General features: G+C 43.7%; 31 protein-coding genes. 4 read left to right on the forward strand and 27 right to left on the reverse strand.

All coding sequences use genetic code 11. The features are described 5' to 3' along the window. Window positions 1-432 carry a phage tail protein gene (locus tag J6836_RS16835; RefSeq protein WP_219245062.1) on the forward strand — a complete coding sequence of 144 codons (432 nt, stop codon included), beginning with the start codon at window positions 1-3 and terminating at the stop codon, window positions 430-432. Window positions 433-463: 31 nt separating this feature from the next. On the opposite strand, the gene J6836_RS16840 is transcribed toward J6836_RS16835, so the two are convergent. From J6836_RS16840 to J6836_RS16920, 17 genes are all read right to left on the reverse strand, one after another. Continuing rightward, on the reverse strand, window positions 464-1,081 hold the full coding sequence (locus J6836_RS16840) for a tail fiber assembly protein (RefSeq protein WP_255586248.1): 618 nt from the start codon (window positions 1,079-1,081) through the stop codon (window positions 464-466). Beyond that, window positions 1,081-2,757: a phage tail protein gene (locus J6836_RS22805; RefSeq protein ID WP_255586249.1), complete on the reverse strand. Its 1,677-nt coding sequence runs from the start codon at window positions 2,755-2,757 to the stop codon at window positions 1,081-1,083. Before J6836_RS22805 ends, J6836_RS16840 begins: the two co-directional genes overlap by 1 nt. Then, window positions 2,754-3,365, reverse strand: a complete 612-nt coding sequence (locus tag J6836_RS16850; protein ID WP_219245063.1) for a phage tail protein I — start codon at window positions 3,363-3,365, stop codon at window positions 2,754-2,756. The genes J6836_RS22805 and J6836_RS16850 overlap by 4 nt, the downstream gene beginning before the upstream one ends. Continuing rightward, on the reverse strand, window positions 3,358-4,269 hold the full coding sequence (locus J6836_RS16855; protein WP_219245064.1) for a baseplate assembly protein: 912 nt from the start codon (window positions 4,267-4,269) through the stop codon (window positions 3,358-3,360). Before J6836_RS16855 ends, J6836_RS16850 begins: the two co-directional genes overlap by 8 nt. 2 nt (window positions 4,270-4,271) lie before the next feature. Continuing rightward, window positions 4,272-4,613 (reverse strand): GPW/gp25 family protein, encoded by a 342-nt coding sequence (locus J6836_RS16860; protein WP_219245065.1) that lies wholly within the window; start codon window positions 4,611-4,613, stop codon window positions 4,272-4,274. Further along, complete coding sequence (locus tag J6836_RS16865; protein WP_219245066.1) at window positions 4,610-5,239, reverse strand: phage baseplate assembly protein V; 630 nt, start codon at window positions 5,237-5,239, stop codon at window positions 4,610-4,612. Before J6836_RS16865 ends, J6836_RS16860 begins: the two co-directional genes overlap by 4 nt. Next, on the reverse strand, window positions 5,236-5,874 hold the full coding sequence (locus J6836_RS16870; RefSeq protein WP_219245067.1) for a phage virion morphogenesis protein: 639 nt from the start codon (window positions 5,872-5,874) through the stop codon (window positions 5,236-5,238). Before J6836_RS16870 ends, J6836_RS16865 begins: the two co-directional genes overlap by 4 nt. Next, a complete protein-coding gene (locus J6836_RS16875) occupies window positions 5,867-6,319 on the reverse strand; it encodes a phage tail protein (protein ID WP_219245068.1) in 453 nt (150 codons plus the stop codon). Before J6836_RS16875 ends, J6836_RS16870 begins: the two co-directional genes overlap by 8 nt. Further along, complete coding sequence (locus J6836_RS16880; RefSeq protein ID WP_141173614.1) at window positions 6,319-6,489, reverse strand: preprotein translocase subunit SecG; 171 nt, start codon at window positions 6,487-6,489, stop codon at window positions 6,319-6,321. The genes J6836_RS16875 and J6836_RS16880 overlap by 1 nt, the downstream gene beginning before the upstream one ends. After that, window positions 6,486-7,019 (reverse strand): lysis system i-spanin subunit Rz, encoded by a 534-nt coding sequence (locus J6836_RS16885; RefSeq protein WP_219245069.1) that lies wholly within the window; start codon window positions 7,017-7,019, stop codon window positions 6,486-6,488. Before J6836_RS16885 ends, J6836_RS16880 begins: the two co-directional genes overlap by 4 nt. Further along, window positions 7,019-7,555 carry a lysozyme gene (locus J6836_RS16890; protein WP_219245070.1) on the reverse strand — a complete coding sequence of 179 codons (537 nt, stop codon included), beginning with the start codon at window positions 7,553-7,555 and terminating at the stop codon, window positions 7,019-7,021. The genes J6836_RS16885 and J6836_RS16890 overlap by 1 nt, the downstream gene beginning before the upstream one ends. A 1-nt stretch (window position 7,556) precedes the next feature. Next, window positions 7,557-7,844 (reverse strand): potassium channel protein, encoded by a 288-nt coding sequence (locus J6836_RS23210; protein ID WP_125894430.1) that lies wholly within the window; start codon window positions 7,842-7,844, stop codon window positions 7,557-7,559. A gap of 18 nt (window positions 7,845-7,862) precedes the next feature. Further along, the gene (locus tag J6836_RS16900) at window positions 7,863-8,066 is read right to left on the reverse strand and encodes a tail protein X (RefSeq protein ID WP_219245071.1); all 204 of its coding nucleotides are present in this window, start codon (window positions 8,064-8,066) and stop codon (window positions 7,863-7,865) included. Then, window positions 8,066-8,554: a head completion/stabilization protein gene (locus tag J6836_RS16905; protein WP_219245072.1), complete on the reverse strand. Its 489-nt coding sequence runs from the start codon at window positions 8,552-8,554 to the stop codon at window positions 8,066-8,068. The genes J6836_RS16900 and J6836_RS16905 overlap by 1 nt, the downstream gene beginning before the upstream one ends. A gap of 109 nt (window positions 8,555-8,663) precedes the next feature. Beyond that, a complete protein-coding gene (gene gpM, locus J6836_RS16910; protein WP_219245073.1) occupies window positions 8,664-9,440 on the reverse strand; it encodes a phage terminase small subunit in 777 nt (258 codons plus the stop codon). A gap of 63 nt (window positions 9,441-9,503) precedes the next feature. Continuing rightward, complete coding sequence (locus J6836_RS16915) at window positions 9,504-10,541, reverse strand: phage major capsid protein, P2 family (protein ID WP_219245074.1); 1,038 nt, start codon at window positions 10,539-10,541, stop codon at window positions 9,504-9,506. 59 nt (window positions 10,542-10,600) lie between these two features. Then, window positions 10,601-11,422, reverse strand: coding sequence for a GPO family capsid scaffolding protein (locus J6836_RS16920; RefSeq protein WP_219245075.1), 822 nt, complete (start codon window positions 11,420-11,422; stop codon window positions 10,601-10,603). A 148-nt stretch (window positions 11,423-11,570) separates the two neighbouring features. Here J6836_RS16920 and J6836_RS16925 point away from each other — a divergent pair, with 148 nt between their 5' ends. Continuing rightward, window positions 11,571-13,295: a terminase large subunit domain-containing protein gene (locus tag J6836_RS16925; RefSeq protein WP_219245076.1), complete on the forward strand. Its 1,725-nt coding sequence runs from the start codon at window positions 11,571-11,573 to the stop codon at window positions 13,293-13,295. Window positions 13,296-13,297: 2 nt separating this feature from the next. Next, window positions 13,298-14,353, forward strand: coding sequence for a phage portal protein (locus tag J6836_RS16930; RefSeq protein ID WP_219245077.1), 1,056 nt, complete (start codon window positions 13,298-13,300; stop codon window positions 14,351-14,353). Window positions 14,354-14,743: 390 nt separating this feature from the next. On the opposite strand, the gene J6836_RS16935 is transcribed toward J6836_RS16930, so the two are convergent. The 10 genes from J6836_RS16935 to J6836_RS16980 all read right to left on the reverse strand — a co-directional run bounded on the left by J6836_RS16935 (window position 14,744) and on the right by J6836_RS16980 (window position 21,603). Next, a complete protein-coding gene (locus J6836_RS16935; RefSeq protein ID WP_219245078.1) occupies window positions 14,744-15,391 on the reverse strand; it encodes a hypothetical protein in 648 nt (215 codons plus the stop codon). A 4-nt stretch (window positions 15,392-15,395) separates the two neighbouring features. Then, on the reverse strand, window positions 15,396-16,388 hold the full coding sequence (locus J6836_RS16940; protein WP_219245079.1) for an ImmA/IrrE family metallo-endopeptidase: 993 nt from the start codon (window positions 16,386-16,388) through the stop codon (window positions 15,396-15,398). A gap of 267 nt (window positions 16,389-16,655) precedes the next feature. After that, entirely contained in the window at window positions 16,656-19,052 is a 2,397-nt protein-coding gene (locus tag J6836_RS16945; RefSeq protein WP_219245080.1) for a replication endonuclease, read from the reverse strand. Continuing rightward, the gene (locus tag J6836_RS16950) at window positions 19,045-19,368 is read right to left on the reverse strand and encodes a DUF5405 family protein (RefSeq protein ID WP_144396023.1); all 324 of its coding nucleotides are present in this window, start codon (window positions 19,366-19,368) and stop codon (window positions 19,045-19,047) included. The genes J6836_RS16945 and J6836_RS16950 overlap by 8 nt, the downstream gene beginning before the upstream one ends. Further along, window positions 19,368-20,201, reverse strand: coding sequence for a DNA adenine methylase (locus J6836_RS16955; protein ID WP_219245081.1), 834 nt, complete (start codon window positions 20,199-20,201; stop codon window positions 19,368-19,370). Before J6836_RS16955 ends, J6836_RS16950 begins: the two co-directional genes overlap by 1 nt. Window position 20,202: 1 nt before the next feature. Beyond that, window positions 20,203-20,424 (reverse strand): TraR/DksA C4-type zinc finger protein, encoded by a 222-nt coding sequence (locus J6836_RS16960; RefSeq protein ID WP_219245082.1) that lies wholly within the window; start codon window positions 20,422-20,424, stop codon window positions 20,203-20,205. Continuing rightward, the gene (locus tag J6836_RS16965) at window positions 20,417-20,638 is read right to left on the reverse strand and encodes a DUF2732 family protein (protein ID WP_219245083.1); all 222 of its coding nucleotides are present in this window, start codon (window positions 20,636-20,638) and stop codon (window positions 20,417-20,419) included. The genes J6836_RS16960 and J6836_RS16965 overlap by 8 nt, the downstream gene beginning before the upstream one ends. A gap of 72 nt (window positions 20,639-20,710) precedes the next feature. Then, window positions 20,711-21,145, reverse strand: a complete 435-nt coding sequence (locus J6836_RS16970; RefSeq protein ID WP_219245084.1) for a DUF5347 family protein — start codon at window positions 21,143-21,145, stop codon at window positions 20,711-20,713. A 1-nt stretch (window position 21,146) separates the two neighbouring features. Then, window positions 21,147-21,329, reverse strand: a complete 183-nt coding sequence (locus J6836_RS16975; protein WP_219245085.1) for a hypothetical protein — start codon at window positions 21,327-21,329, stop codon at window positions 21,147-21,149. Window position 21,330: 1 nt separating this feature from the next. Beyond that, a complete protein-coding gene (locus J6836_RS16980) occupies window positions 21,331-21,603 on the reverse strand; it encodes a Cox family DNA-binding protein (RefSeq protein WP_219245086.1) in 273 nt (90 codons plus the stop codon). A gap of 126 nt (window positions 21,604-21,729) precedes the next feature. On the opposite strand from J6836_RS16980, the gene J6836_RS16985 reads away from it, so the two are divergent. Then, a complete protein-coding gene (locus tag J6836_RS16985; RefSeq protein ID WP_219245087.1) occupies window positions 21,730-22,023 on the forward strand; it encodes a helix-turn-helix domain-containing protein in 294 nt (97 codons plus the stop codon). The last annotated feature ends 11 nt before the right edge of the window (window positions 22,024-22,034 follow it).

The following is a 22,034-nucleotide window of genomic DNA, read 5'->3' on the forward strand; positions in this document are numbered from 1 at the left end:
ATGATGATGATTTATGGCATGTTTGTTTTTGAGCTACGCACCGCACCTTATCAAACTTTTAACCATTCACTTGACTGGCGTCATGTAAAAAATGACCGTGTTGGCCGCAGTGCAAAATGGCAATATGTGGGCGCTGGTGAAGACAAGATCACGCTGGCCGGTACGCTTTACCCCGAAGTTACCGGCGGTGATGTATCACTGGAATTACTAAAAACCTCTGCCTATGTTGCCCGACCATTACCACTAATTGAGGGCACAGGTACCATTTATGGGGTGTATGTGATCACTAACTTAGTCACCGATAGAACAGAGTTTTTTACCGATGGAAAGGCGAAGAAAATAGATTTTACGCTGTCATTAAGCCGAGTGAATGAAGATGTGAGGGAAAGGCTGGCGAATATTACGATGGGTGATTTGCTCGGTACGTTTTGATTAAAGCCCCAAATTTGGGGCTTTTTATTCATTACTCTGGTTTTTGTGGCCAATCAATATCTGGTGCTGTTGAAGTATTAATATCGGTCACATTAATGCTATATATTTCCCATTGGTTTAGTAACTCTTTTTCTTCATCAGTTGCCATACCTAAGCGTAGCTTACGCTCAAGCATTGAAATATTTTGTTCTGCTTCTTCTAAGCATTTAGCCTTTTCACTAACAGCCTCGGCAACGTATGCAGCTTTTTGCGCTTCGGTATCTGTCACCCATTTTTGACCTTTCCACACATCAAACTCAGTTTTAGGCTCTAGCAATGTTAGCGTAGTTGGCAAGTCACCGATAAAGTTAATTACAACAGGCTCACGTGTTTCCGTGCTATACGCGGTTTTACCACGATAGTCAGTAACATAAAGCCATGATTTTTCATCTTCACTACGAATAATTGCAATACCTGATTTAGTCGGAATTTCTGGCTTATCTGTGTAAGCATCAGCAACTACTGAGCCACCAAAGGGAACATTATCCAATGATGCGCGAGTGTATTCACGAGTCATTGAGTCACATAGATAAACTTCTACCCAACCAGCGATAATCGCTAGACCATGTTCGTCAAATTGTGCTTTTTGAATTTCAGTTGAATATTTCATTATTTCACTCTCGTAATTAAAATTTTTGCCACGTTTTTCATACGTGTTTCATTTGCGGTTCTTGCAACACGGCCAATATCGAACTCTAATGTTCTAAATCGCTGTCCTGATGAGCCAGAGGCATATTCAATACCTCCCTTATCTGACCCAAAAAATGCACCTGCATATTGATAATCAGCACTGGTTGCCGCTAAGTTTCTAACTGAGCCTGTCACAGATTGCACTGCATCCTCTTGATAGGTACCAACGGTTCGCCCCGCATCAATTCCTTTACCATTATCCGCGACACGAATACCATACCCACGGTCATCAGGGAGTCTTAGATTTGTAAAAATTTTAGCCAGCTCGGGATATTCCGCCGCTGAAAATGAACGCCCCTCATTAGGCCAAAAATTATTAGGGATTGGTGCTGATGAGTTCCAGATAACTGATGCACCAATAGGCACACTTTGCATATCTTCAGAGGTGGTTGATGTGCGGATATATCCATTTCTATCTATTGTGGTATTTCCAGTTGAGTAAAACTCAACAAAATCACTAGGGGCGCCACTGGCGTTTGATGTTCGTCCCGATAAACGGAAGGTGCCGCCCTTCGTCCAGCACAGCACGGCTTGGAACACTGCTGAATTTGGCGGAGATAACATCTGTCCCCCTCCAACACCACCAAAAGGCCAACCCGCTGAATCTCTAGGGACGTTTTTAAATGTAACTTCGGTGCCTATCCCATTTTCACCAACGAGTAGAACTTCTCCATTCGATGATAATCCGCAGAGATACCCCTTAGGGTCTTTTCTCACATTTGCTTCATGATAGACAGAATAGCTTGCTGACCCGACATCAACCCGAACATTCCCATTATTTGTTTGTAGTCTAACTTCACTAACATCAGTCGGGTTTCCCACATAAACAGCATTTGTACCGGCACTCATAATTTGCTTGTTGGCACCACTTAACCTGTTCGACTCTAAGCGTTGAACATTCAATGGCCCTGTTACTGCTCCGCCTGATGTATCAAGCTTCTTATTTACCTCATCCTTAGTCGCGTAATCCCCTTTAGGCTGTAGCTTTCCAGTTTCTGTGGTGAATAAACCCAAGCTAGGGACTTTGTCGTTATCGTTGCCTTTTTGGCCTGAAATATTCGCTTTATCGAACTTTTTATTTAAATCCAATTTAGTTTGCGCCGATAGAGCATCAATTTTTTTATCTAGTACCGTGATTTCAGTATTCACATATTCACGAGTTGCCAGTACAACTGACGGGTCAATTTTCAATGTGACCGATTCTGTATGACTGACAATTAATACCATTCGGATAGATTGCGTACGGCCTGAACCTTCCTCTAATTGAGGTTTATAGGTCTCGGGGCAGTTTGCTACCGCAATTAAATTACCTGCTTTATCAAATAATCCAATCTCGCGTATCCACCAACCGCCGTCTTTTTCAGGGATAATTTGCTCTGCAATGATTTGATTTTTATTATTGTCATCAATGAATAATGTATTAATCGCCGCTCGGCGCTTCTCGGCGATCAATTTTGTTTGATTGGTATCAGGGGTTGGTAATTTACCGCCGCCATCGCCCACCGCCATTTGGGTCAATTCAATCTTTGTACCCAGTGCGGTTGCCTGGGCGAGCAGGTTTTCACCTAACTTAGTCAGTAATGCAAAATATTTCATAATGGGTTAATCCTCATTTCATCAATTAAGTGAATAGCCGCACCTTGAACATCAAGGCCAGAAATCGAAATTAAAGGCGGTGTATACGCATAAACAGTCAATGAGTCACCGGTGTAACTGGATGCCGCGCAATAAAATTCACCGCGGGTTTCTAGTTGAATAGTGAGCCCGACAAGGTGACGACTTGCCGGCTTGGCATCAAAAATTAATGCCTCTAACTCTTGATACATTTCCTCGGTTATACCGGTTTCAAGAACACCGATATCAACGCGAAACGTGCCGGCGGTTTCATTAGTTTTCCACCATTCAATCACACGGATTAAATAACCCAACGGCTCAACCACACGGCGCAATGCCCCAATCGTGCCCTTGTGTTTATGAATAAACATGGCGGCTTTCACCGCATCCCGTTTGGCTTTTTCCGTCCAGTTTTTATCCCATCGGTCAACACTGAACGCCCACGCCAGATACGGCAGCAAATGCACGGGGCATTTATCAGGGTTCCAAAGTTCACGAATAGGAATAGGCACGCGCTCAATCTGTGCCAGTGATTCTGCCGCCGCGAGCTCTAACGGTGATGAGCCGACAGGTAATAAACGATTATTCATCTGAGCCCCCTAGTGCCACGTTAATTTGTGTGCAGAAGCTCGCCTGTGTTTTATCCAATTTGATATCTGCAACCGGCTTTTTCAGCTCCACACGCTGCACGCCTTGCACATGTAGCGCGGCATAAATGGCACTGAGCACAATGTCACGGCCTAGCCGGTGTTGCTGTGTCGCATAACGTTTCACTTGCTCCTCTGCCGCCGCCATAATCGGCTCGTATTCAGGTGAGGGGTAACAGTAAATTACCGCGTCGATTTCATAGTTAACGATGGTTGCCGATTGAACGGTGACGCGGTCAGCCACCGGCCTAACGTCCTCATCGTTTAACGCCACATTCACTTTTTCAATTAAATCAGCCGGTGCGCTGCCGTTCCCCTCGCGGGATAAAACGGTAATTGTCACATGAGCCGGTAGCGGGCTAACGACTGACGCATCGGAGACCCTGCCATCGGCAGACCGTGCGTGATATTCATAACTACCAATAGGGCCTGCTACGCTTAACGCTTCAAAAGCGGCCGGTATACGCATGCGTAAATTGGCATCAGACTCATACACCGGTGCAATCGGTGGGATGGCGTTTTCATCACCCGCTGATAACATCAGGCGTTTCACGTTATTATTGGCCGCGAGTTGGTCAAGGTCGGCACCGGTGGCAAAGGCCACCATACTTGCGCGAGCCGCTTCATTGACACGCTGACGTAGTATCAATTCACGGTAACAGCTCTCTTGCAGTAATTTAGTGAGTGGTTCAGATTCTAATTCCAAAGTACGGGCGATAGCTTCCCGCTGCTCTGCTGGCATAGCACCAATTAGGGCGGTTTTGCGCTCGGAAAATAACACCTCAAAATCTAATAACTCGACCACATCCGGTGCCGGCAATAAACTTAAATCAATACTGGCTGCCATACCTACCTCACTGGAATAGAAATCGAAATCGGCTCACCCGTTTGCATAATGACACCGGATAAACTCACGCCCATTTCGCCAACATCTGAACGAATATAATCAATGGTCTGTAACCTAACGCGTGGCTCCCATTGCATTAACGCCATATAACACGCGCTCATAATTTTGAGGCGCAGCGCAGGGTTTTGCGGCTGGTCAATCAAGTCATACAACAGTGAGCCGTATTGCCGACGCATCACCCGCGAACCAATCGGCGTTCGCAAAATATCAGCGATACTTTGGCGAATATGCTCACTGTCAGTCATGACACGACCTGTTTTCGCATTCATGCCGCAATATTTCATACTGGTTTCCCTGATGTATCCCCACCCGAACGGACGCCACTGTGTTGGTGAGTATGAATAACCACACCATTAGACGTTATCGACCCGCCGTTATGGTTAAAATCACCGGTCATTTCACCGCCCTTTTTCACATTTAACGTGGCAGTGGTGAGGTTATTGGTACAAATCACTTTCGGTGTATCGAGTGTGATTTCGACAGAGGCTTTGCAAATCACCTTTTGGGTTGTCGCGCTGATTTCCTCACTGGCTTCAATGTTGGCTGTTTTAATGCCTATGGCTTTGAGTGCGCCTGTTTCCGGCTCATATTCAATCACTGCACCATCGGGAAAAGTCAGGTGTAATGCATTGGCTGAATGTGCCGGCGCAGGGTTCGCATTGCTATACAGGGAGCCCAAAACAAAACCTGTTGTTAACTCACCGCCAATCGCCCCAATCAACACTTGTTCACCCACCGTTGGCGCCCAATAACTGCGAGACTCGCCGGCGCGATGCACTAACCATCTAATCCAGTCAGTGACTAATTCCCCCACTTGAACGCGGCAACAATCGTTGTCTAAATCCACCTCAGTGACCACGCCTTGTCGAAAAAGGTTACTGAGTAAGCGGTATAGCTCTTGTAAACTCATAGCTGTCCCACCAAATCGAGATAAATCATTTCCAATAAACCTAAACGCTCATGCTCTGATAATCCTAATAACTCCCGTTTGGGGTAACGTGCCCGCGCCAGCTCATTCACTGCCCCCTCAAGCCCGTATTGATGTTCTCGTGCAATTGCCGCAGCTTTGCCCTGAAATCCCACTATCGCGCTATCTTGCGTACTACGTGCATGAAGAAAACGCGCTGCCCTCAGCCGTCTGAACATCGGTACATTACGTTTGGTACTGCGTTTGACCGAGGAAAAATTAATATCTAAAAAACGGGTAATATCTTGACGATAAAAGGTTCTTACCGCCCCTCTATCTTCATCAAAACCGGTAATGGTTTTACCGCGACGACCTTTTGACCCTTGCCAATTTCGCAGGGTGCGAACATCACCACGGTGAATAAATCTAATTTGCTGCTGTGCGCGTAACACTTTACGTTTACGGGGTTCATAGGCCGAGCCGTCCGCATTTTGTTGGCTGCGAATGCGCTTTTGTTGGTCGGCACGAATTGCCCGCGCTAATTTGCCCGTCAGTTTTCGCCGGTAAGCCGGTGAGGTTGTCGATAACAAGCCATTGAGCTCATTTTCAAGTTGCATAAACAGGGTGTTATCACTCATGGAATATAACTCCCTCATCAATCACGATATCCCACGCAGGTAAGGCGATTTCAGGCTCGGAAATATGCTCTTGAACAATCTTTCCATTCACTTTTTTAACAATCACGCGCTCGGTAGCCTTGATGGTGTAAAGCACGTCGATTTTTTCATTGTCGAGAATGTCGGCCTTATAGCGAATGCCGTTTGCCCGTTTATCAGGGTTAAATAACAAATCTGGCTGATGTTTTCGGGCAAAGGTCAAAATGGCCAATGACAATGCGCTTAACTCACCGGCGTAATCCATGGCCAGCACCTGAATTTGGTATTCATTCAAGTACGACGCGGATTGTGTACCAGTGGCCTGTATGCCACCCTCAGTGATATAGACCTCTAATAAATCAGGATTTTGTTTAAACTGGGGTATCTGCTCAACAATAGTTTGGCGTAATAGATTCGGCTTTAACATTATCTCCCCCGAGTGTCATAGAGTGCTTTTTGGCAACGCATTTCAATGCGTTCTTGTAGTGGTGCCGTGGCGCATTTGGGCTCTTGCAATAACACCACGCCGCCCAACAAAATCAGGCTTAAAAACAAAATAAAAACAATGAATATCAAGATATTAATTAATGTTTTCATTTCACCCCCTTGCACTGGTCTACCACCTCACGGATATAGCCCTGTAAATAACTTATTTTGGCTCTGTCTCGCTGAATTCCGGTTCGGATATCGTGAACAATAAGTCCACCTTTTCGAGTGAGTCCGACGGTGGCTGCATCGCCCACGCTGCCGGCGCGGGCAGTGTGATTGATGGTGAGCTCACAGGTTGCAAGGTCGGCGCTGGCGAATTGCACGCGGAGACGCTCAGTGAGCAAATCATCACGCAAACGTTGAGATTCATTTTGTTCATTTAACAACCTCTGGTTATAAGTCACATCAAGCTGGTGCGAGGCCTCTTGTGCTTTTTTTAGTTGAGCGAGTTTTTCATTTGCATCAATAAAGGCTTGGGCGCTTATCGCACTGAGTGCCATTTGGTGCCCCAGTTCGCTCACACTTAACTTGGCTTTGAAGTCCAAACGTGCAATGCCAAACACCGCACCGCCGCTCACTAATGCCGCAATACAAGCAACCGCTAAATATCCCCCAAACACATGACGATAATTCACCATTACTGCCCCCATTTGCCGCACAGTAATTCGGCCTCTTGGTCACGGCGGATCACTTGGCCATAACAGCCGTTCGGCTGGCCTTTGGTTTGCCGACAATCTTTACCGCCATCCCGCGTCCATTTAGGGAGTTCCGCACAGGCGCCTTTCATATCTCCCGCATTCAGCTTTCGGTAAAACGTGGATGAGAAACATTTAGATGGCCCGATGTTGTAAGGGCAAAATGACGCAATACCGGCGATTTGCGGCTCAGTCAGTGGTACGTGAACATGGCGTTTAACCCATGCAATCGCTTTGTCAGCTTCAATCTGATTTAGCCGGTCACATTCCGCTGGGGATAATTGAGTACCCATTTTTACCGATTTACCGTCAATGCGTGTTACACCACGACAAATAGTGACCACACCACCCCCGTCACGATATGCCTTGAGCGAATTTCCCTCTTTCTCATTCAAAAAACCGGAGAGGATCGCACCGCCACTGGCGCCAGAAATAATCAACGCAATAACAGCCTGACTTAATCGTGATTTGGTGTTCATTTCATAAATCCTTTGGTGATTGCTCAGTGACTTTTACAATGTTTTCAATATCGCGCTCACTGATGGGGTGACGAGAGAAATAACGTTCTAATATGCGTGTGCGTTTCATTTGCTCACGGCGGTTTAACCGGTAGGTCATTACGCCCAATGAAACACTGGCAATCAACCCTGTTAAAAAACCCCACTCATACACGGAGAAATCACCAAAAAATCCTAAAATGCCCGACCCACTGAACAAACCGCCAAATCCAGAAAGTGCGTAAGTTAAGCGGCTCCACCAATCATTCATACTATTAATCCCGTTTTGTTAATCCCAAAGTTGGATCATGTCTTGTTTTGCCGCTGGTGCGAGTTCGGGTAATTCCACCCATTGCCCCGCGGCTAGCTGTATGCCGCCCTCAACCAAATTCGGATTGGCCTGTAATACTTGCTCAACGATGCCCTGAGTACGCCCATAATGGCGCCAACACAACAGGTCAACGGTGTCACCTTGCAGCGCCTGTACTTTCATTAGACGATCTCCGCAAACATGCGTAACTTGCCGAGAATATCCCGCACAGCGTTTTGGCCATCGCGCCGTAAGTCATCAACTTGTGTACTCAAGGCTTGGGCGTGCTTTTCACCCTCGCGCGTGGTGTCAATATCGCGGTAGTTTTCAATCAATAACGCTTTAGTAAAGCTATACACCGCATGGTGATAACGAAATACAACGGCCGTGGTGTCGTTAATTTCCGGTGATGGCACCGCAGATAATTGAGCAAAACCCTTGGCGTTCTGTTCTTGCCGCCATTCATCCAATAGCTGATTGACATACAGCACCGCTTCTGTGGCCATATGCTTTAAACGGCTTGTGGTGACATTACCCGTCAAACGCATGGATTGGCGTAACTGGTCTAAACCAATGTCTGGCCAAAATTCACCCGAAGTGATTTTTTCATCACCATCACTGATGCTTTCGTCTTGCACGCTATGAATTTGTTTTGATGCCACTAAGCCCATGATTACCCCTTTGAAAAAACGGAGGTGGACAGCGACAATACAGAGGGTTAGCCCTTTATTATTGCTGTGCCTCCGTGGCACGCGGGTGCAACTCGGTTAACACGACTAATTATTTTTTCTTAGTAGTCGTTGATTTCTTTTGTGTTTTTTTAGCTTTTGGTGGCTCAACCTCGCCATCATTATCAGAACTGGCAGGCTCTTTTTCGGCTTCAGCCTTTTTATTGACTGCCCGTAATAACTGCTCAATGTCTTTTTTCACGCCGATTTCTTTGTCGGCTAAAATGGCTTTTTGCAGGTATTCAAGTGACTTTTCTTGCTGTTTTTCATCGGTTTTTAACGTTAAACCAATGACTTTATACAGTTTGGCGCGTGCCCCATCGGGCATATCGGCTTGGCTGGTAATGCGTTCTAATTCAAATAATTCATCCAATGACGCAACCAATTCATCCTCTTTACCACTCGCTTTAACGGCGAGTGACCAGTCGCAGATTTCATCCACTAAAGCCGTTGCTAAATTTCGGTTATAACTGTCTGGTAGCGGTAAATTAAACTGAATGGCATACTCGGCCATCTTTAACGCCTCGGCATATAAACCGGCATCGATATGCCAAATCAAAGTGCGTGTGAAAACTTCATCAGCCACACCGCTTTGGCTTTCCAGCACGCCATCAATCCAGCTGCGGTAATTGGGGAGGACTTCCCGCTTATAATCGGCCTTACGGTCATTGCCGCGAATACTGCTTAACTGCGCTTGGTCAGCACGTAAGCGATGCAAAATATTTTCATACGCTGTCATATCTGCGCGTGACAGCTCGCCATCTAAATCACCTCGGCGCTCTGCCATGGTTTTTTGCCAGTGTTGCTGGGCTGGTGTTAAATGTTCCATTGCGTTTCCCCGCGTTAGTTGGTCAATACAGCGCTGCAACGAATTGCAGCGCTGATTTAGTGATTACTGCGCGTAATTAATGCCTTCAATCAAGCAAGACAGGCCGTAATCTTCAATCACATAGCCCTCATTACCCGATGAGTAAGTCGCCACGCGGTTATATTCCGGTTCATCTTTGATCACACGGCGGTATTTACCTTTTTGCCAGTACACCGACAGGTTTTTAAACGTAGTGATCAACGTGGCACCATCAGGGAAGAACGGCACTTGGATAGTTGGCAAGTTACCTAATGAGCTCAACTTCAATAACTCATTACCCGCGAGCATTTCCATGTTCGGATTTTGCTCACTGTGCTGGTTCATAATTTTGAAATTTTTCTCGGTATAAAGCTGATAGCCCGTGATAGCCACTAATCCCTGCGCACGGCGATGCCATGGATCTAACAGAGAATTCACCGCATCGAATACCATCGCATCGGAGTTGGCATACATCCCTCTTGCAATGATCTTCCCGCTTTCATCACGGCTGGTTAACGTGACATCTTTCATCACTCGCTGTGGTGCGGCATCACGGATTTTTTGCAGCCAACCGATATTGACGTCCTGTAACAGCGGATTATCAGTTTTATTGGATTTTTTCACCCGCTTCACACCGTTAAAACCAATCATTAAGCGGTCATTAGCTTCTTGCTGTGCAATCAATTGACTAATCATGGGCTGGAACTCTGGATTTCCCGCCCATGCATCTAACCATGAATACGGTATGAACGTATCCCAGTTGGTTTGATCGCAGCGGTAATCATCACTGCTTTCATCATGCACTTGTTCTGGGTTACGACGGTCAGTGGTCGAGGTGTTCGTACTTGCAATGGGCTTACTCACTGAGCCAAACACTTTTTGCCCCTCCTGGTCGGTCACCCCAAATGAATTGACCTCTTTTAGGAATGGGCTACTTTCCATTTTCGCCTTTTCTAAACGCTGCTGAACGGCGGGATCAACACTAAAATTTAATGATGAACCCTCGCGGCGTACCCCACTTAATCGGGCTTGCTGATCAAGCCATGAGAGATAACTTCCCATTGATTCATTACTGATACCCATAGTAAAAACCTTTTATTTATTGAAATTTAAGAATGCGTAAGAACGCTAATTCAGGCTTATTAGTAGTCGGCCAGCTTTACCGAGCCACCCGTCACGGGAGGGCGGCTTTCCCCCGAACCATCCGTGAGTTCTAACTTTTGCTTTAATTCGCTAAAGTCATTAGCCAGCTTTGTTAACTCTTGCTTATGCGCTTCTTGGTCTGTTAATAACGTGCCGCATTGCTTTGCGGTAAGCTCAATGGCTTTTTGCAAATTTCCTGTTTCTACGGAATTGTGCTTACGCTCTACCCCTAACCACTGCATCACCGTTGATAAGAATTTCTTACCCGTTTCTTTTTCTTCTTGGTGCTCTGCCTGTTGCTCGCTTAGTAACTGGCACTGTGTTTCTAATGATGCCGTAAAGAAATTACCGCTATCAGGTAAGCCACGAGAGACCGCGCTCAATTCAATAGGTCGAGAGCCAATGGCCGCGGGGTAATCAGTCAATGCCACGCCGGTTAAATAAGCGCGTTTGGTTTGTGGGAACGAGGGAAAATACTCAATGCTGGAAAAAATCTTTTGACCGGATTTATTCAAATTAACGATGTATTCATCTTTTAAATCATCAATATCGATGGTCACTTCTAAACCCAACTTACCGGCTAATTCACCCTCGGTCAGCTCAACGGTATTGACTGCTGAAATCAGGCTATAGCTACGAAATTGGCTATCAGGAAACAAACTTTTAATGTGGTCTAAATTCACGCGGCCACAGTAGAATTTAGGATCGTAATCCTGTGCCATCTGTTCGATATGTTCACGCTCAACGGGAAAACCATTGAGTGTCATCCCCTCAGCACAAGCAATCAGCTTTATCTGGCGCGTTTTTTTACCTTGCGACATAAATCAATCTCCATTTCTGACATAACTGTCATTTCGATAACGCCACTATCTCAATCATCTTCTTTTTGCTCAAAGAGTTACGGTTCTCATACGGCTATGAGAACCCATATTCATAGAGGGTTACGCGCGGGCGTGACAAAGTGACAGCATGATGAAAACAGACATTGACCCACGGCAAGAGGCCAAAGACCTTTATTGGCAGGCTTACAGTGTTTCGCAGATTGCAAAACGGCTGGGCTTAAGCATTCACACCATTTATTCATGGCGCCGGCGCGATAAATGGGATGAAGTTTCCCCGATTCATCGTGTCGCTGACCAAATTCACGTAAAAGTATTGCGCCTCATGGCCAAAGAGACCATGACCGCCCATGACTTTAAAACTGTGGATTTTTTTAACCGCCAGTTAGACCGCATTGAACGTCTAGAACTTAAAAAACAAATGGCGGTCAACACCAAAACAAAAGCCCCTAAAAACCACTTTACCCCTGAGCAAATCGAAAAACTGAAAACCTTGGTACTGGACAGCTTATTTGAGTATCAGCGCCAATGGTGGGAAGAACGTACGCAACGAAACCGCTTTATCCTTAAGTCACGGCAAATCGGGGCGACATGGTATTTTGCCCGCGAAGCCCTATTGACCGCATTAGAAACTGGCAATAACCAGATCTTTCTATCAGCCAGCCGCGCACAAGCCTTTCAGTTCAAACGTTTTATTCAATTGTTGGCACGTCAAGTGGGTGTTGAGCTCAAAGGCGGCGATGAAATTATTTTATCGAATGGCGCGATACTGTTTTTTCTGGGTACCGCTGCGGCGACAGCCCAGTCATACACGGGTGACCTCTACTTTGATGAGGTGTTCTGGGTATCACGTTTCTTGGAACTACGAAAAGTGGCCTCAGCGATGGCCACACAAACGGGATTACGCCGCACCTACTTTTCCACGCCATCCAGTGAAGATCACGAAGCCTATGAATTTTGGACAGGGGATTTTTATAACAAAGGCAAGCCCGAGAAAGAACGTAAAATCATTGAGCTATCCCATAAAATATTAAAACTCGGCCATTACTGCGGGGATAGTATGTGGCGGCAAATCGTGAATATCCATGATGCCATCGCGCGCGGCCTTAACCGTGTTAATTTGGATGAAATCAAAGAAGAAAACCCGCCCGACGATTTCCGTAATTTATACGAGTGTGAATTTGTTAAAAATGGTGAACGTGCATTCAGTTATGATGCCTTAATCAATTGTGGCGTGGATGGCTATAACAGTGATGTATGGCCAGACTGGAAACCTTACGCCCCGCGCCCGCTGGGTAATCGCCCTGTTTGGGTAGGTGCAGACCCAACCGGCACCGGTGATAATGGCGATGGTTTGGGGCTAGTGATTGCCTCACCACCGGCAGTCACTGGCGGGAAATTCCGCATTATTGAAACTATCCAGTTGCGCGGGATGGCCTTTGAAAAACAAGCCGAAGAAATCAAACGCATTACTCAGCGTTATAATGTGCAATCCATCACCATTGATGGTACCGGTGGTACCGGTGCCGCCGTACACGAGCTGGTCGTTAAATTCTTCCCTGCTGCCAATTTACTCAACTATTCGGCCCCTTTAAAACGCATGATGATCATGAAAATGCTCATGCTTATTCGCAATGGCCGCTTTGAATACGATGCAGGGTTACATAAACCACTGATTACCTCATTTATGACCATCAAGAAAGTGCAAGCCCCAAGTGGGATTATCACCTATGAATCTAGCCGAGTTCGCGGCATAGACCACGGCGACCTCGCATGGGCTGCAATGAATATTTTCTCTAACGAAGCTATATCCAGTGAAACTGGCGGCGCTGGCGCACAAGTTATGGAGTTTTAACAATGGAACAAGCAACAGAATTAGCAGCAACCGAAGAACAAACACAAAGCCCTGAATTTTGTTCATTTACGTTTGACCCGCCATCAATTGTCTCTGGCATTGGTGATTTGCTGGATTGCATGGAGTGTAACCACAATGGCCGCTGGTATGAAACCCCGATTGATTTTACTGGTATTGCTCGTTCGTTTACCTCGTCAGCTGCCTACCATCAATCACCGTTAGTGTTTAAACGTAATGTGATCACCAGTTGTTTTGAACCAACGCCGTATTTATCACGCCCTGACTTCACCACCTTAGCGCAGGATTTTGTAGTTTTTGGTAATGGCTACCTTGAAAAGCGCATTAACCGGCTCGGCGATATGCTGACATTAAAACCCTCCTTGGCTAAGTACACCCGCGCCGGTGTAAATGAGGGGCAATACTGGCAAGTGAAGAATTACCAAGATGCCTACGAATTCCGCAAAAATAGTATTATTCATTTGAAGAATCCGTGTATTCACCAAGAGATATACGGCGTTCCCGATTATTTGGCGGGGCTTATTTCCGCTAACTTGAATCATTCAGCTACCTTGTTTCGAACAAACTATTATGAGAATGGGAGTCACGCTGGTGTCATGGTGTATCTTTCCGCGGCATTGGCTGACGACAAGGCCGTCGAGTCATTAAAAAAATCACTCACCGAAGCGCGCAAAGGTAAGGCGTTTAAAAATATCTTTGTGTATGCCGCCAACGGTGGCAAGGATGGGATTCAAATACTGCCATTTTCACAAATCAGTGCCAAAGATGAGTTTGTCGGCATCAAGGACACCACCCGCGATGATTTGTTGGCCATGCACCGCATACCACCACAACTGATGGGGATCATTCCGCAAGGCTCGGGCAGTCTTGGTGATGTTGAAAAGGCCGCAATGGTGTTCTGGTTCAATGAGTTATTACCGTTGATGGAAAGCATGAAATCAATTAACGACATGCTAGGTGTTGAAGTGATCCGCTTTAAACAATATGCATTGCTGGATTTTTTAACCCAAGCCAAGAGCAAAGAACCCAATTACAAGTAACCTATCTCACCAAACGAACTAGGACGGCTTACACGCCGTTCTAGATTACAAACAACCCTCGCTTTGTTTTTCTTTTTATCTCGTGCGTACAGCCCCAGCACCCTCAAATTACCGACCTCTCGTGACTAATTTCACATTTCCCAGCGCAGTCACCATTACCCCCTTTGCGCGCGCTTGCTCCCCCGCCTCGCCCGCACACAAAAGGTGTGCTTTTTTGTGCAGTTGTGCCGATCACCAAAACCCGCACCAGTACAGGCACCGAATAGCAAATCGGTTAACGTTAAATTTGTGCAATTTGATACGAAATTGTGAGGTTATTTTAGGCAATAAAAAACCGCTAAAAAGCGGTTAGGTATTTATGCCTATGCCAAGAAATAACTAGCAATAAATTTACATTAATCTATAGGCATCTTGAGCTGGTAAACGCTCTTTAAAAGCAAGGTAATCATAAAAATCCCTAGTATAGGAAAATAAGCATTCACACACTTGCTCATGTTCTGTGGATCGCATTGCTAAATTAAGCATTCCATCCATTTTAGGGTGATGTTTTATTTGTGTGAGAAAATTAGAAAAGCCGAGTAGTTCAACGGACAAAAGCAACGCACTCTCAAAAGTAACAACAGAATTAATTAACCTTGCATGTACTGTTGCCACTATATTTTGATGTTGCATTACAGCTTTCAAGCACCGTTTATCACCAGTCATAAAAAGCGACTCTGGCTTTTCGACGCACGACGCTAACAATTGTTGCTCGCCTATATCGATATGAGGTATTTCTTCCAGTTCTCTGAGTAACTGTTCGTTCTTAATTTCATCAATAATACGAACATCATTTAGAAAACGCTCAACTCTTTCATAAATTTCTATTGTTCCGCACTTTCGTATAGCTTTTTCTGGACTTTTAGGAAGCAATTGAAACTTTGCAGTAGGGCTAACAAAAATATCGTTTGAATTTTCATTAAGAATATCAGGTAGATATTTAAGCAAATCGCACTGAGCTAGCTTTAGAATAACATCATTATCTGAAAGAACAATCACTCACCTATTCCCCACATAGTTTTTCTATGAGCTCTAAATCATCATCATTAATTACATCGTAATCAATTGATTCCATAAATGATTTTCTGACTACATCCTGATCAGTTGGTTCGTTCTTACAAACGATTTTTAGTGCGTTTGTCGCAACAGGCCAAAGATTTTTCATATAACCATAATTAAGGATGATATGAGTAGGGTCGGTTTGGTTACTATGCCCATATTCCTTAGCTGCTACAGCTAATTCCCTAGCATTCAGATTAAAACGAGAACCCATTTGCAGGTTTTCTTTTCCACTCAATATACCAAATGCGTAAGCGTTAGCCTCTGCCTCAAGAACATTTGTTGCTAGTGAGTCAATTTTTCTATCTACGAACACGCCGCCATTATTATCATTCACATGACCCATTGCGATATGGCCTAACTCATGGGCTAAATCAAACAACATATATCCATGTTTTCTAACCTGAGTAAGAACAATAACAGGTCGATTTAACACCCTCAGAGCAATACCAGCCATCTTTGTGCATTTTGGCGGAAAATTCTTCAAAAAAACAACAGGAATACCTACTGAGTGACAATACTCAACTAATACAGAGAGAGATACCCACGGATGATTTTTAAGAATCTGATCTCTAATAACAGGCCAGTCTAAATTAACCGACTCGTCGTAAGGAGTTTTAAAATTTTCAGCGGCAATTCTAGCGGCTGAATACGCAATCGCTGTTGCTACGTTTAAATCATCCTCACCAACATTAATTCTATGTTTAAAACGATGATTACCGCCTAAATTAAATACAGCTTGAGATGAATCATCCTTAAAACTATCGTGACAAATGCTGAATCTTTTAGACAAAAACAGACTGGCGAACTGTCTACCCGAAGGTGAATCAGCTAGTGCCTCATCCCACCAATCCGGTAACATTTTTTTTATGTACGGAAGCGTAAATCCTGCGCTTTTAACCTTTTCATATAAGTGACTCATTGGCTTAGTTGTCATAAGAGCCTCCTCGTTAGTTCCATATCGGTACTAAAATCCAGTTTCGAATATTCAGTAAACAAAATAGCTGAGTTACTTGATTAAAGTTGCTCAGCTATTTACATTATTTTTATTATGTTGTTATTAATATTATAACCTTTATGGCTTATTTTTACACCACAATCTTCACAAACTCCAATATTTTCACCTTATTATTGCGCTTTTTTTCTCCGGATCACAATATATTGTGTCTTCGAGCTAATATCACCCATAAATGACAGATAATAATTAATTACCCCCTATCAATTTTGTGATTCGCGCCAATGTATCAGCGCACCGTTGTTTATACTTCCGAATCCTAGCCTCATTTTGGGCTGCTATTTCTTGTTTTCTTTGTTCTTTTCCATCTTCTGTTAATTCTAACCTCAGCCGTTCCCCGTCTAATTTCAGATAATAGTTACCGTCGCTAACTCCCATGCCTTTAGCAAACATGGTTTCAACGTGGGGAATATCGAAATCAATACCGACCTCATTGGCAAAAGTGACTATTTCGGACTGAATTTCTTTATCACTCTCGCTTAATTCAATTTTTGATATCTCCCTTTGCTGATTACCCTGTGATATTTCGCTGCCTACGGCGTTATTAGCGTCTGTTTCTATAAATGCGAAACCGTATTCCTTAATGTTGCATACTTCACCTGAACCCTGTTCAGGCTCGTAAAATTGCACATCTGACAGATTGGATGTGATCCGCGATCTACAGTTATTGACAGGACTCCGAGGCGCTCCGCTGTCGCTTCTTAAAAGATTAAGGTCAACGTCAACGGCGCTTTTCTTGACGATTTGATACTTTCTGTCGCGCGTTTTAATGACTGGGGCGCCGGCTTTTAATTGGTTGTAGATACCAACAACTTTCTGAACATCTTCACCGTAAACATTTACGTCACTGACTTCACGGGCAACACGTATTGTTTCTTCACGCCGGCGAATACATGGGCCACCTTGTGACATAACATATTCAAAGAAATCACCGCTATCTGCTGCCGCACGTACGCGCTCTGCAACTTCACCAAGCTGATCAGCAATAGAAACACCACGCAAACAAGAACGGCGACACTCTCGATAAGCGCCTTTTGATGGGAGTTTATAGAAATGAAATTGTGGTATACGCCAAGTTGAAGCCCACGCGGTAACTGCCGCCGCCATGCTTTTTAAATCTTTGCCGGTTTCGTGGTCTATCTCACCATCAAGCGCGTAACCATCAATGTTTTTAGCAATATATTTTGCGATATAGCCTACTGCACCACCGCGATTCATGTGTTTACATTCAAAACGGTATTTATGCGCGCCGGCCTCGTCACCATCTTCTTTTAATGCGCGTTTGCGCATGATCTCAATGGCTTTTGCCCGACTTGCTTTATCAACAAATAACAACATGTGCCAATGCGGTGTTCCGTCATGATGCGGCTCGACAACCCGAACACCATAAACATTAATGTTATTGTCATTAAATGCCGAACGAATACGCGACCAAACTTTGACTAAGTACTGTTGCCCGTCCTTTGGTGTATAGGCCTCATTTTTCCATTTGCTGTTAAGTACTGCGATCACGTCTTTTTTGCGTTTACGTAGCTTTGTTGGGTGGTATTTTGACGGGCAAGTCATGGTAATAAACATACCAATATCACCACGTTCTTTCGCTACGCGTTCAATCCCCGCCATTTGAGCCATAAGCTCCATGCGGCGAATTTCAGGGTTTGAAACACTTGCCATGACCTTATCGAACAGATCAAAACGTTCTCCGGTTTCAACATCCTGAATATCCATGCCTTGCAAGTATTGCATATTAGATAAACGCTGCGCTTGCACTGCGCGAATAGCTTGTTTACTCGCATATGGATTGCGATTTTGGCAAACATCCATATTGGCAATCATTAAGGCTTCTAGCCATTGAGTACGGTGGGCTTTTAACTTTCGGCACCAAAAGTCTGCATTAACCAAGCGCTGTACAGCCGCTATCACTTTTCGAATTTCTAGATTTTGTTTACCTTTGCCTTTTTTGCGATTTTTCAAAACTCGGCAGTAGGCTTTATAATGAAGCGGTGCAATATGTAACCCTTTCACCAACTCTGCCAAACGCCCGTAAATTTCTGTTTGTACTGAATCTTGATAGATAACTTCACGATCACCGTTATTCTGTTCTGTAAACTTATCGCAATAGACTTCATACAAATTAGAGAAGCCGACAGCAATAATTTCAGCCAACTTTTTCACCGATTTATCATTCAAATCAAACAACCGGTTATATTGGCTAACATCAGGTGATAAACGAGTTGATATTGTTAATAATGCTTTTGTTTCAATTTCATAACGTGCATTGATAACAAGCAATCTTTGCCATATCTGCTCATGAAAACGGTAATATAAAAAGTCGTAGGCTTTACGTAGCCCATTTTCTTTTAATAAGTTGTCATAGTGTTTTTGATAGCGATAGCGCAGAACGCGCGGCAAGGTTTGAATATCACTTAAAATCGCTTGCCCCTGAACAATTTGCTCACGGGTAAGCGGTCTTTCTATATCGGATTTATAGTAATCATTATCTTTTGGCTTATTCCACGGATAAGGAAATACCATATCCGTGGTATAAGTCAGCGGTAACGTGGTGAAATCTAATACCTTAGACATTAAGCGCCCCGCCTAATGTTTCAGGTCTTAAAAGATTAATCGCAGTTTCACACCGACGAGAAATGACATCTACCGCCTCACGATAAACATCTAGTGTTTTAATGCCTCGCCCTTTAACGTTTTGAACATGATAAGAAACTAAATCAATTGCCAGCATCCACGGATCGGAATGACAGCAAACGAGGCTATAACAACGAGTACGACGGTTATATGACAACAACCGCCAGATAATTTTATTGTTTTCAGTATCAACATGTCGCTGAATAGCAAAGCGTGTGCCGCTAATATAAACGCCATTAATGGGATCAAGCATCATTACTTAACCCCCTCTAAAACAGCGATAATTTCTTTTGCTGCTTTACGATTGCCATTTGCCGCGATTGTGCGCGGCGCTTCTATTTCATGAATAGTGAAACCAAGGTCAGCGTAAAGCGATTTTGCAAGCACAGAATTAGAAACAGTGATCGGATTGCCTTGGCTATCATTAATATCTTTTAATGCAATCGCTAACGCTTCATGGTCAGCATTGGTAAAGCCGGCAGTATGATATTGAGTGAAGCTATCGCGCCCGCCCATGTATGGCGGATCACAATAGATACCGTCATTACCTTCAACTAATGAAAGTGTGTCCTGCCACTCTAGTTTTGCGATAACAGCATTTGTCGCCTTTTTGCCGAAAGCGATAATTTCTCTTTCTGGAAAATAAGGTTTCTTATATTTACCAAAAGGTACATTGAAATCACCTTTAGAGTTATAACGACAAAGTCCGTTATAACAATGACGATTTAAATAAAAAAACAAACTAGCTAGTTCTAATGGTGCGGGTTTCTCAATATAAGGCAGAGCAAATTTAAGAATATTAAACATATTCCTTGAATAGTAATATGACCATTCGTTGTTGTTACCATCAAAAGATTCTTTAGCATCTGCAATAAATAATTGTGGTGATTCAACTATCTGAATATATAAATTAATTAAATCAGAGTTAACATCAGCAATTAAATATTGCTCATAGTCAGTGTTCATCATAACAGCACATGAGCCGGCGAACGGCTCTACTAAGCGTTTAGTTTTTGGCAAGTGCGGGCGTAGCTTCTCTATAATGCGAACTTTAGATCCCGCCCATTTTAGAATTGTTTTATTCGCCATTTCACACACTCCGATAATGCTTGCTTTTAAGCTCTGATACCGTTTGGCAGTCAATGCACAAAGTGCAACCAATGGATGCAATACGCCGGTTTTCTGGGATTGGCTTTCCACAACATTCACAAAAGAAAGCCGACACCCCACGCGGGCGATCAGTGATCGCTTTTATTTGTTGTTCTCGGATTAACATTTCGTGGTCGCTAGCGCGGTCAATTTCTTTAGACATGATCCAGCTCCGCAGCCAGATTTGAGTAATGCTCAGACTCATCATGAATTAATTGAATAATTTCATCTGAGGTCATTTTTTCTTTACGTGCTTTGTGTGCAATCGAATCAAGATGATGTGAAAATTTGCCAAATATTGATTTGCGCTCATCTTCTCGGTTAGCTTTTATGTTTTCTGCTACAGGGGTAAATATTGGATCAGGAAATGTTCTCATATTCATTACCTATATTTTGATTGTAAAAAGTCCTGACAAACAAACGTCATTATTTTAAATAATTAAATTTAATTAGATTGGCATTACTATATTTGTTGGTAACAATGCATTTAATGCCTTTATTTGATTAAGTGCACTAATAAACTGTTTTTGTTCGCTAGTAATTAAATCATCAAATCTCATTTCTTTTTTATCACTTAAATTTGCAAGATGAAAAATCATATCTAATATTCTTTTATCTTGTTTACGTAAGTAATCAATGAAACCTGATAATTGTTGATTTGTTGGTTCTTCATTACGGCATTGTAGTAACTGAGTTCTCAGCTCAGCCGCTTTGTTTAGTGCGGCGGTGCGCTCTGTAAGTGTTCCTCCATCATTATAGTAACGGTCATAAGACTTTCTTTTTATGTTAGGGGTATCAGCCAGCTTTGATTGAAAACTAATAATCTCGGCTGTATTTACTTTCTCGCCTTTATTATCTATTTCTTTCATCGCCGTGTTACCCATATTAAACCCCGTAAAGTTTATCTATATATTTCGTTGCTTCTGCCATTGCATCAAATAACCCGAATGATTGCTCATTCTGTGAAACTTGATAGCGCGTTATCTGGCGTAATTTATTCCGTGGTATTTTTTTAATCGTGAAACCACGATAAATAAAGCAATGGGATTTAAGCTGCAATATTTGCATATTACAGCCCTACCCATAAAAGCCATGTTTTCCGTTGCTCTTCTGTACGGCTATAAAATGCTTCATCCATACCTCGGTTAAATTCAGTAATGCTTACCCAAATTTCACCCGCGCGACTTTTTGGCTTAGTTGGATCACGAAATTCGATAATGGGTAATTTACCGTTTTTAGCCATTGTCTTTACAGCTTCATGATTTTTACCGATCAACTCCGCAAATTTCGCCAAAGGTACAGCGGTAACCGGATATTTCACATTGATTTGCTCTTTATTCATTTGTTACCCTCGTTAGATCAAACCTTTTAAAACCTTTTGTTTCGGGTTTTAGGGGTTTCCGTGTGTCAACTGGTTCGTATAAAGAACCAATTGACTGAATACTAGTTCGTTAAAGGAACCGTGTCAATGGACATATCTCAAAAAATTAAAGCTGTAAGGCAAGCTGAAGGATACAGCCAATCTCAACTATCTGATTTGGTTGATATATCTATCAGCACCCTAAAGAAAATAGAGGCAGGCTATCAAGAACCCAGCGTTTCAACTCTGTCGAAAATAACCAAACACCCCAAATTTGATAAGTACGCCTTATGGATAATCAGCGATAAAACACTCCCTGAAGCTGGTCAGATTGCACCGGCCCTCGCACACAGTGGGCAAGAGAACGAAACCTCATCCCTCTCAGAAAAGAAAACTGGTTAGACGTTTTATAT

The sequence above is a fragment of the Providencia sp. R33 genome, assembly GCF_019343475.1.
Taxonomy (GTDB): Bacteria; Pseudomonadota; Gammaproteobacteria; order Enterobacterales; family Enterobacteriaceae; genus Providencia.